Below are 8,790 nucleotides of genomic sequence, written 5' to 3'. Positions count from 1 at the left end.
CAAACTCGAAAAAGCTGGTATGACGCAAAGCATGTCCCGTGTGGCACATTGCATCGACAACGGTCCTATGGAAGGATTCTGGGGCATTTTGAAACGCGAACGCTATTACGGTCGGAGATTCACCAGCAAGCAGAAACTTATTCAGATGATTGAGAGTTACATCAGCTATTACAACACCCGGCGTGTGCAACGCAACTTGGGTGTTCTGACACCGTTAGAGAAATTTAATCTCTACTTCGCTGCATAAAAAGCGACCAGTGGTTTTGTTCACCACTGGTCGGGAAAATTTTATGTTTTTTCGCTGTCCTCTTGACGGGATGCAGTTCAAAACTTCGGCCGCACTATACAGAACGTTAAAAAACATATATTTTTTTGACCGATGCAGTACAATATACAACCCAAACAGCAAAAGGCAGAGCAGTGTGCGATTGAGCAGTATTAAGAGCAAGGTGTTTGTGTTATCAATACGCAGGTAATCCACAATGATAAACAAAAAGTAAACAATACCCAATGCAAATATTGAAACACTGACATACTTCATTGAGCTCTGATTAACACCGAGGATATACTCTTTTTCAAGCTGCTTGTCAACAAACTCTTGTTTCCAATTTAACTTTTCATTGAGATTTTTGTCTTCCATTATCTTAGCCTCATCTTCTTGTAAACGGGTTGAGTGCTCAGATCTCCTGTGTACGGCTAGCTGTTTTAATCATTATATCATGGCACAAACCGCATAACAAGGCTATTTTCAACAATTTTAGACAAAGTAAGACAATTCATTAGTGTGTTGATTTGTAAGATATTAAAAGCGGTAACCGTTTAGCCACGATTGAAACTCTTCCAGGTTTATTTTCCCTTGCGTACATCGGTCGCGCATCACCTTTGCAAGCTCTTTCCATATATTAAACTGGTCGTGTGAAATCCGCCCGGCCTTCATCTTTCCGTGAAGGCGCTTATATTCCCTGTTGTAAATTGCAAGGGGTGGACAATCATTAAGCTTCTGCGAGTATTTATCGGTAGCTGCAATCATTTGGCAGGGTTTGTTCTCGCCCTGAGGAATCTTATCACAATAATCGGTAGGATAATTGCCCTTGAGCACAAAATAATGCCCGCAGTTTTTGCACCGCTTCATGCGCAGGTTCAAACGGAGCATCTGCTCAAACTCCAAAACCAGCACCTCATCCAGCCGTGCGAGCTCATATTCCTGTTCAAGTAGCGCGGGCAATGCAATATTGAGCTCGGTAAAGGTTACCGGAAGATCAAATGCCTTTTCAAAATTGTTTGGCTGGGTACGGCCGGTATTCTGTGTATCCTCTACTGTTTCAAGGTATTTTTTATACCGGTCTGCCGGGAGCGATTCGGTTACATCGGTAGTAAAAGCACCCTTTTTTTCGCCGATGCATTTTGTTACCCTGCGACAGGTGTAATGATATGTAAGGCTATGAAACAATCCGGTATTTTCCATCATGCAGTAGAAATAAAATCTTGATGCTGCTGTAAATTCCCTAATCTCATTATCATACGGTGTTTCGGCAAAGCAGGCAGCGATAAGTTTTTTATACTCTTCTTGCAGTAACAGCAGGTAATCAAAATAGTCCTTTGCGGCCTGCATGCAAACCTCGGTAAAACAGGGTGGAAACGCCCTGGTATAATGGCTGAGCGCAGCGACATTGCTGACCGCACGAAGAACCGTTTCTGTGTATGCTTGACTGCCATTACTCAGTGAAGCTGCTGCGATTTCGGCCAAAGCTGCCTGAACAGCCTGTTCAAACGGCGCATCAGCAAATTCCGCCAGACCGTCACCGACAGAACAGGCCAACGTTTTCCCTAAAAGTGGCTCACCAGGCTCAAAAAAGCCGTCCCCACCGTTAACTGAAAGAAACAAAGACTTATTCTCGATGTCTACCGTTGCAGTATTGTATGAGGTTGCGAATTTGACATACGACGTATCGGCTCGACGGCTCCAATAGGATTCAAAGCCTTCAAGCTGTTCTTCACGATTAGTTGACTGTGCCATAGGCCCTCCGATGATGTTTATTATTACGACGAAAGTTTAGACAGTTATTTATATTTTATTGTACACCTAACCAAAACAAGAAAGCAAGAAGAAATAGAAAAACCAGGCAAGACCCCATAAAGAGAGAATAATGGCTTAACACAAAACTCTTCATCGCCGTAGTCGTAACAAGATGAGGGAGAACTACATAGATTAATCATATGTAAATATAAGGCTTAAGAACAAAACAAACAGCCGAAAATTATTTTACTTGATAATTACCAACATAGTTTCTCTACAGTGATAGCCTTAATAGGTTGTATTCCGCCTCTTTTATGCATGAAACCCGAAAGAAAGGTATGGTTACATAGGATGCATATATTATCGGTTATTCTTCTAAGTGCCGCGGCAAATCTTGATAATTTAAGTATCGGATTAGCATATGGTATTAGAAAAGTACGGATTCCTTTTCTTTCTAATTTAATAGTATCCATGTTATCCGGTGTATTTACTTTAATAACCTGCTTTGTTGGTAAATCCTTAAGTGGAGTGCTGCCGAACAGCTTTGGGAACATCTTAGGCGGCGGTATTGTTTGCGTTATGGGAATTTGGAGTATTGCTGAATACCTAATCAAGCTCAAACAATCAGCCCCCGAAAACATAACCGCTCGAAAGCCCTCAAGTGAATACGTTGATAAAGAATTTATAGAAATCATGCAGCATCCTGATAAGGCAGATATGGATTATTCGGGTGATATATCTGCCAAGGAATCTTTATTATTAGGAACCGCTTTGGCGCTTAACTGCTTAGCAACAGGGCTTGGCGCGGGTATGACGGGAATAAACGTGATTGCAATTACGGTTTTAACTATTATATTAAGCTTTATAACCATAACTCTTGGAACGCTTATCGGGAAAAAATGCGCTTCCTTGATTACAGGTGATAAAGCATCTATACTATCCGGAGCGCTTTTCATTGTTATTGGGCTATATGAAATTCTGTTTTAGCATACATAGAGGTACGGATACAATTACTAATAAAACCGGTGGGACTATAAATGTTTTTATAGTCCCACATAATTTTACAATTATTATTTGGTGATGAGCTCAATAAGAAGCTTTTCAGCGGCAGCAGCATCTGCACGGCCCTTTGTGGCGCGCATAACAGCACCCAGAATAGCCTTGAGCGCCTTTTCTTTGCCCGACTGATAATCCTTTACTGCGGCGGGGTTGGCAGCTATGGCCTCCATACAGTGATTACGCAGGGCGTTCTCATCAAGACCGGCCATGTCTTCCTGCGAGAGCAGCTCGGTTGCATGCTTCCCGGTTTCAAGCATCTTATCGAGCGTGGACTTCGCCATACCCATATTGATTTTCCCGCTTTCCAGCAGCCGGATAAGCTCTGCAAGCATCTCTGATGAAACCGAGAGAGCAAGCTCTTCCTTTGCCGCTTCGGTGGAAAGTGCCTTGAAAATCTGCCCCACAATAAAGTTAGACGCTGTTTTGGGGTTTTGAATCTTGGAGACAACCGCGTCAAAATACTCGGCAACCTTGCGGTATTTTACAATCAGCTGTGCATCTGCTTCGGGGATACCATAATCGGCAACATATCGAGCAAGCTTCTGCTCGGGCAGCTCGGGCAACATCTCACGAAGCCTTGCGATATCCTCAGGGGAGGTTTGAATGGTTACAAGGTCTGGCTCACGGAAGTAGCGGTAATCGTGGGCATCCTCTTTGCCGCGCATGGCCTCGGTTTCTCCGGTATCGGTATTATAGCGGCGGGTTTCCTGTATAACCCTTTCACCGCTTTCAAGCAGGTCTACCTGCCGTTCGAATTCATACTGCAACGCCTTTGCCATAAAGGTAAAGGAGTTCATGTTCTTGATTTCAGCGCGTGTGCCAAACTTTTCGTCGCCCTTTTTGCGCACCGAGATGTTTACATCGCAGCGCAGAGAGCCCTCCTGCATCTTCACATCCGAAACACCGATGTATTTCATGATGAGCTGCAGCTTTTCTACATATTCGATAGCTTCCTCTATGCTTCGGATATCCGGTTCGGTAACAATCTCGATAAGCGGCACACCCCCGCGGTTGTAATCCACATAGGTATCACCGCGCTCATGCACCAACTTGCCCGCATCCTCTTCAATATGAATGCGCGTGATATTGATACGCTTGCCGGAGGAAAGGGTGATGTACCCCCGCTCACAGAGCGGTTTATCGTACTGAGAAACCTGATAAGCCTTGGGAAGATCGGGGTAAACGTAGTTTTTGCGATCCATCTTGGAAATGGGGCTAATCTCACAGTTGGTGGCAAGCCCGGCAAGGATCGCATAATCCACCACGCGGCGGTTAAGCTTTGGCATCGTGCCCGGCAGGCCGATACAGACAGGACAACAGTTGGTGTTCGGCTCCGCGCCAAACGCGGTGGTACAGCCGCAGAATATCTTAGTGTTGGTGGAAAGCTCGATATGGGTTTCAAGCCCAGCAACTAATTCGTAGCTCATAGCCTAACCCCCAAATCTAATTCTTTGTAGATCTCAGCATACTTCTCTGATTCATAATGATAAGCAGCCTTGAGTATGGTAGTTTCACAGAAGGTGTTGCCGATTAGCTGCATACCGATGGGCAACCCCTTGGCATCGAAGCCGCAGGGGATGGAAACGGCGGGCAGCCCCGCAATATTGATGGGTACGGTACAGATATCGGTAAGGTAGGTTTCTACCTGATCCTTGGCGGTAAAGTTCAGTTCAAACGCCGTCATGGGTACGGTGGGCGCCAGAATAATGTCACAGGTTTCAAATGCACTGCGGAACGCCTTTACAATGGTTCCACGCAGGTTCTGTGCCTTTTTATAGTAGGCGTCGTAATAGCCCGAGCTTAACACATAGGTACCGAGCAGGATACGGCGCTTTACCTCGGCGCCGAAGCCCTCGCTGCGGGTTTTGCAGATCATCTCGTGCACCGAGTTGTAGCTCTGCGCACGGTAGCCGTAGCGAATACCATCGTAGCGGCCCAGGTTGGAGGAGGCCTCCGCACAGGCAAGAATATAGTATACCGGCAGAGCATATTTCAGAATGGGCAGGTTAAAGTAAACAATCTCCGCCCCCATGTGCTCGTAGGTTTTAATGGCATTCTCCAGGGCGGCTTTAACATCGTCTCGAATACCCTCAAAGTATTCACGCGCAATACCGATACGCAACCCCTTCATATCGCCGTTCAGCTTATCCGCGGTGGTTTCTCTGGCACCGCTGGAGGTGGAATCCATCTCATCCTTACCCGAGATGGCGTCAAATACCAATGCCGCATCCTCAACAGTGGATGTGATGGGGCCAATCTGATCAAGGCTGGAGGCATAAGCAATCAGCCCATAGCGCGAAACCGCACCGTAGGTAGGCTTTAAGCCCACCAGGCCGCAAAAGCTTGCAGGCTGACGGATAGAGCCGCCCGTGTCGGAGCCGAGCCCGTATACCGCAAGGTTTCCGCCTACTGCAGATGCCACGCCGCCCGAGCTGCCGCCCGCAACATGCGCTTGATTATAGGGGTTTAACGCGCCCCCAAAACAGGAGGTATCGCAGGACGAGCCCATCGCGAACTCATCCATGTTGGTTTTGCCCAGCATTACCGCGTTGTGGGCCTTGAGCGTCTTCCACACGGTAGCATCATAGATGGGTACATAGCCCTTTAAGATATTCGAGCAACAGGTAGTTTCAATCCCCTCAGTGGAGATGTTGTCCTTGAGGGTCATAGGAATACCCTCAAGCAGCGAAAGCTTCTCGCCCGCATGAAGCTTTTTGTCTACCTCTTGGGCAGACTTTAGGGCTTGAGCCGGGGTAACATTCACATAGGCGTTCAGCCTGGCGTTATCGGATTCTATCTGATCAATGTATTTCTGAGTAAGCTCGGTGCACGAGAGTTCTTTTCTGGTTAACAGGTCGTGCAGGCGGCGTATCCGGCTTTCGTTTCTCTGCATTTTGGCCTCCATTCCGCCACCGCAGCGGCGGCGCATATATGATGAAAAAGGCATGTTCCGCGTAGCGGATGCCGGCCATGCTTTTCGACCGTCAACTGCCTTTTTTCAAGCGTGAAAGAACTTTCACGCTGCCAACCCTTTCCGATGAATGATACAACGGCTACATACGTTTTTTTACGGGGAAATACCCGTTTTCGCCGCCGTTTACGTTCTTTAGAATGAGCGAACGGTCGTAGGAAGGTACTACCGTATCCTCCCTGAACACGTTGGAAAGGTTATTGATATTATCAAAATCCTCGGCGGATTCACCTACGGCATTGATAGTGTCGGCAAAGGCGATGATGCCCGCCATATCTTCGGTAAGCTTATCCAGCTCGCTTTCGTCCACCCACAGCTTAGAGAGCAGGGCTATGTCAAGGATTTCTTCTTTGGTAACCGCCATCTCTGTGACCATTCCTTTCCGGCGCTTGCCAAACACATACTTGTGTATGGAAAGGCATAAAACGCCATGAATAATTGCGGTGCGGCTTTGCCGCAGAGAAGTTTTGCTCGAGAGTAATTCTTCTGTAGTTTAAAAATATAGTATTATATTAATCTCCTTCGTCTAGCGAAGCTTAATGTGCACCTCGCGAAGCTGCTTCTCGGTAACCTCGCAGGGGGAACCCATCATCAGATCCTGCGCGTTACTGTTCATGGGGAACGCGATTACCTCGCGGATGTTCTCCTCCTCGGTAATCAGCATCACCATGCGGTCTACACCGGGTGCCATACCCGCATGGGGCGGTGCGCCGTATTTAAACGCTGTGTAAAGGCTCGAAAACTTCTGTTTTATCGTTTCTTCGGAATAGCCCGCAATCTCAAATGCCTTTACCATGATGTCCAGATCGTGATTTCGTACCGCGCCCGAGGAAAGCTCTACGCCGTTGCATACAATATCGTACTGATAGGCCAGAACATCCAGGGGGTTTTTATTTAAGAGTGCGTCTAAGCCGCCCTGCGGCATGGAAAACGGGTTGTGGGTAAAGGCAGGCTCGCCGGTTTCTTCGTCAAGCTCAAACATCGGGAAGTCCACCACAAAGCACATACGGAAGGAATTCTTGTCTGTAAGGTTTAAACGGTTGCCAAGCTCGGTGCGAATCTGCCCCGCAAGCTTGGGTGCCTCGCTTTTGGTATCTGCAATAAAGAACAGCACACAACCGGGCTTCAGCCCTGCGCGGTTTTTAAGCTCTATACGCTGCTCGTCGCTTAAAAACTTATTAATCGGCCCAAGGTAGTTCATCTCATCGTCCACCTTGATGTAGCCGAGGCCCTTCATCCCAATGGAGAGGGCAAAGTTCAGCATATTCTCGAAAAAGCTCTTGGGCTGTAGGCCGCAGTTTTCAACATTAATAGCGCGAACGGTCTTGCCGCGGAATGGGGCAAAATCGCTCTCTATAAACATATCGCTGATATCGATAATCTCAAGCGGATTTCGCAGGTCGGGCTTGTCGCTGCCGTATTTAAGCATGGCATCGGCATAGGTGATACGCGGGAAAGGCGGCTTAAATACGTCTTTAGTAGTAAACTTCGCAAAGGTTTCGTATAAAACCTCCTCCGCCACCGCAAAAACATCCTCCTGGGTGGCAAAGGCCATCTCAAAATCAAGCTGATAGAACTCGCCCGGCGAACGGTCTGCCCTGGCATCCTCGTCGCGGAAGCAGGGGGCTATCTGGAAATAGCGATCAAAGCCTGAAACCATTAAAAGCTGTTTGAACAGCTGCGGCGCCTGCGGCAGCGCATAGAATTTGCCCTGATGCTTGCGGCTGGGGATTAAATAATCTCGCGCACCCTCCGGGGAAGAAGCGGTAAGGATGGGGGTTTGTATCTCTAAGAAGCCAAGCTCGGTCATCTTGCTGCGCAAGAACGAGATGATATTGGAACGCTTAACGATATTATCATGAACCTTTTGGTTTCGCAGGTCGAGGTAGCGGTACTTTAAGCGCACCTCCTCCTTGGTTTCCTTGGAGGCATCAACCTCAAAGGGCAGCATGGAAAGCGCCTTGCCCAGCACCTCCAGCTTTTCGGCGACAATCTCAATGGTGCCGGTGGCTATCTTCGGGTTGTAGGTATCCTCATCACGACGAATTACCGGCCCCGAAACAGTGATGGTACATTCCTTCGTAACGTTCTCCAACAGCTTATCGTTCTTAACAACCACCTGTACGACGCCATACTGGTCACGCAGGTCTAAAAACAAAATACCGCCGTGATCGCGTATATTGGCAACCCATCCGGCAACCGATACGTTGCTGCCGATATTATTTTCACGCAGTTCCCCACATGAGTGTGTACGATACCTGTTTACCGAAATCATTGTTTCACTACCCTCTCGCAAGCTTGATGAAAGCTACAGAATTATATGGTTTAGCCAAAGCCAAAAACGGCTCAACTTTTACAAAAAAGCGCAAAGGCACCCAAAAAAAAGAGAGCGCCTTTGCCATCCTTTTTATGTTACTACACTATGTTTTTGTTGTCAAGGAATAAATGCGCTCTTTACCTGTTATCTCGTGTAGGACTACAATACATATTGGACAGTAGATAAAAAAAGATGAAAGATGAGGAGAAATCGGTTATTGTTGAGTTACCACACCTAACAAGCCGAAAGGAGACCTCATCTCTCATGAACAGCATAACACAAGACATGAAGTACAGACAATCCCTAATGAAGTATGTGGAGAAATATGGCGTGAGCCGAGCCAGCCGGAAATATAACAAAAGCCGATCGTATATCTATTTTTGGAAAAAGCGATATGATGGAACGGTAGAATCTCTAGGCTGCCAA

General features: G+C 47.1%; 8 protein-coding genes. 2 read left to right on the top strand and 6 right to left on the bottom strand.

Annotation, left to right across the window (positions count from 1 at the left end; genetic code table 11):
* Positions 1 to 247, top strand: a 247-nt coding sequence (locus BLR50_RS13985; RefSeq protein ID WP_143008135.1) for an integrase core domain-containing protein, incomplete at its 5' end; no start/stop codon positions are given.
* Here the strand turns inward: BLR50_RS13985 and BLR50_RS13980 are convergent.
* Entirely contained in the window at positions 215 to 640 is a 426-nt protein-coding gene (locus tag BLR50_RS13980; RefSeq protein ID WP_092643709.1) for a hypothetical protein, read from the bottom strand. The two genes, BLR50_RS13985 and BLR50_RS13980, sit on opposite strands and share 33 nt — an antisense overlap.
* A 162-nt stretch (positions 641 to 802) precedes the next feature.
* Complete coding sequence (locus BLR50_RS13975; RefSeq protein ID WP_092643706.1) at positions 803 to 2,017, bottom strand: DUF6076 domain-containing protein; 1,215 nt, start codon at positions 2,015 to 2,017, stop codon at positions 803 to 805.
* 351 nt (positions 2,018 to 2,368) lie between these two features.
* Between BLR50_RS13975 and ytaF the strand changes: the two genes are divergently transcribed.
* The gene (gene ytaF / locus BLR50_RS13970; RefSeq protein ID WP_162840459.1) at positions 2,369 to 3,004 is read left to right on the top strand and encodes a sporulation membrane protein YtaF; all 636 of its coding nucleotides are present in this window, start codon (positions 2,369 to 2,371) and stop codon (positions 3,002 to 3,004) included.
* 83 nt (positions 3,005 to 3,087) lie between these two features.
* Here ytaF and gatB read toward each other — a convergent pair whose 3' ends face one another.
* From gatB to aspS, 4 genes are all read right to left on the bottom strand, one after another.
* On the bottom strand, positions 3,088 to 4,503 hold the full coding sequence (gene gatB, locus BLR50_RS13965) for an Asp-tRNA(Asn)/Glu-tRNA(Gln) amidotransferase subunit GatB (RefSeq protein WP_092643700.1): 1,416 nt from the start codon (positions 4,501 to 4,503) through the stop codon (positions 3,088 to 3,090).
* On the bottom strand, positions 4,500 to 5,969 hold the full coding sequence (gene gatA / locus BLR50_RS13960; protein WP_092643712.1) for an Asp-tRNA(Asn)/Glu-tRNA(Gln) amidotransferase subunit GatA: 1,470 nt from the start codon (positions 5,967 to 5,969) through the stop codon (positions 4,500 to 4,502). The genes gatB and gatA overlap by 4 nt, the downstream gene beginning before the upstream one ends.
* Positions 5,970 to 6,129: 160 nt before the next feature.
* Positions 6,130 to 6,423 (bottom strand): Asp-tRNA(Asn)/Glu-tRNA(Gln) amidotransferase subunit GatC, encoded by a 294-nt coding sequence (gene gatC / locus BLR50_RS13955; RefSeq protein ID WP_242871778.1) that lies wholly within the window; start codon positions 6,421 to 6,423, stop codon positions 6,130 to 6,132.
* Between the two features lie 150 nt (positions 6,424 to 6,573).
* Positions 6,574 to 8,322: an aspartate--tRNA ligase gene (gene aspS, locus BLR50_RS13950; protein ID WP_092643694.1), complete on the bottom strand. Its 1,749-nt coding sequence runs from the start codon at positions 8,320 to 8,322 to the stop codon at positions 6,574 to 6,576.
* Between the last annotated feature and the right edge of the window lie 468 nt (positions 8,323 to 8,790).

The organism is Acetanaerobacterium elongatum, from assembly GCF_900103835.1.
GTDB classification, from domain to species: domain Bacteria; phylum Bacillota; class Clostridia; order Oscillospirales; family Ruminococcaceae; genus Acetanaerobacterium; species Acetanaerobacterium elongatum.
The sequence above is the reverse complement of the archived record's forward strand: the minus strand, read 5'-3'. Positions and strand labels throughout refer to the sequence as shown.

Coding starts and splice junctions, on each gene's coding strand:
- BLR50_RS13980 (WP_092643709.1), bottom strand. CDS start 640: ATGGAAGACAAAAATCTCAATGAAAAGTTAAATTGGAAACAAGAGTTT.
- BLR50_RS13975 (WP_092643706.1), bottom strand. CDS start 2,017: ATGGCACAGTCAACTAATCGTGAAGAACAGCTTGAAGGCTTTGAATCC.
- ytaF (WP_162840459.1), top strand. CDS start 2,369: ATGCATATATTATCGGTTATTCTTCTAAGTGCCGCGGCAAATCTTGAT.
- gatB (WP_092643700.1), bottom strand. CDS start 4,503: ATGAGCTACGAATTAGTTGCTGGGCTTGAAACCCATATCGAGCTTTCC.
- gatA (WP_092643712.1), bottom strand. CDS start 5,969: ATGCAGAGAAACGAAAGCCGGATACGCCGCCTGCACGACCTGTTAACC.
- gatC (WP_242871778.1), bottom strand. CDS start 6,423: ATGGTCACAGAGATGGCGGTTACCAAAGAAGAAATCCTTGACATAGCC.
- aspS (WP_092643694.1), bottom strand. CDS start 8,322: ATGATTTCGGTAAACAGGTATCGTACACACTCATGTGGGGAACTGCGT.